General features: G+C 39.2%; 1 protein-coding gene. It reads right to left on the reverse strand.

Annotation, left to right across the window (positions count from 1 at the left end):
• Positions 1-144: 144 nt before the first annotated feature.
• A complete protein-coding gene (locus ACIFOT_RS01030) occupies positions 145-1,260 on the reverse strand; it encodes an IS110 family transposase (RefSeq protein ID WP_430060822.1) in 1,116 nt (371 codons plus the stop codon).
• Positions 1,261-1,398 lie beyond the last annotated feature (138 nt).

Here is a 1,398-nt window from a genome sequence, read left to right on the forward strand (position 1 = left end):
TTCCACTAACTTAAAACGTGCGTTAGCCTATTTAGGGGTAGCACAAGTACATTTCGTGGTTTCTCCTTACCGGTTTTTACCTTTGCCTCCGAGCCCTATGCTCCGACTTTTAAAGAAAATTAATATTACTTTTATTCGAAACTATTACTTTGCCATGGAGTTATTTTCAATTTCTTGAGTTACTGCCCAGATAAACCCTGCTAATTCTCTTGCAACGGCTGTTAGTGCCTTCCCAAATGACTTTCCACGTGATAGTAACCGAAAATATTTTTTATGAAGGCGATTTTGAGCTTTCCATGAGATCATTTGAAGATTAGGCAACTGTCCTTCTAGTCTTTTCTTTAAATCTCCCTTTATAGCAGGAGGAAATCGATAACTCCAGGCTGCTTCTACAAGCAACCGACGAACATGACGATTGCCTGTTTTGGTAATATTACCTTGCCTTCTGGTTTCACCATTAGAACTTTCACTTGGAATTAACCCAACGTAAGACATTAACTTTTTGGGAGAAGCAAATCTTTTAAATGATCCTATCTCAGCCACAAGACTGGTAGCTGTAATCATAGCTATTCCCCTTAATGATTGTAGTGCTTGAATCATTGGCGCATGGTAACCTTCGGTTGATTGTAACTTTATTTCTTCCTCTAATCGTTTTACTCTTTGCTCAATTTCTTGTAGATGGTGCAGATACTCTCGAAAAACTACTTTGGATGCGGAACGCTCAAACTTTAGAGTATTTAACCATTCACGATATCTACGAGTCCACTTTTTTCCCTTGAAAGGAGGGTGAATATCATTGCGTAAAAGGAATTTCGATAATCGATGTTTGGCTCTTAATTCATCTTCTTTAGCATCTTCACGAGCACGGACTAAATCCCGAAGGGCTTCATCATCTTCTGTTGGCACATAAACAGGAGTTAATTCGCCGGCGCGAAATAACTTTGCTAGTTTAATCGAATCCCTACGGTCAGTTTTGATGCGCTCTCCTGGTTTTTTAGGGATTAAAGATGGGGCGATCACTTCACACTCAATTCCTAGTCTAAGAAAAAGCCGATATAAACCATAGCCAGTTGGTCCAGCTTCATAACACACTCGAAGATTCTCTTTTTCTCCAAGCTTTTTTACTAACTTTCTAATGGATTCCGGAGTGTTAGGAATCATTCCCCAATACCTTGGCTCATCACGACCTTCATCTGCAATGGCAACGGCAATTTTTTCCTTTGAAACGTCTAAACCTACATATTTTATGGTATCCTTCATAATAGCTAGCTCCTTTCGTAATGTAGCTCTGATTTGGTTTGTTTTTTCCAGTAAACAGTGTAACCAAATTAACCTACGGTGTTACGAGTAAGGAGCTAGTTTCGTTCATGATAACTTAAAGTAACGGGTGCAAGAGTT

It is taken from the genome of Neobacillus sp. NRS-1170, assembly GCF_050468025.1.

Coding starts and splice junctions, on each gene's coding strand:
- ACIFOT_RS01030 (WP_430060822.1), bottom strand. CDS start 1,260: ATGAAGGATACCATAAAATATGTAGGTTTAGACGTTTCAAAGGAAAAA.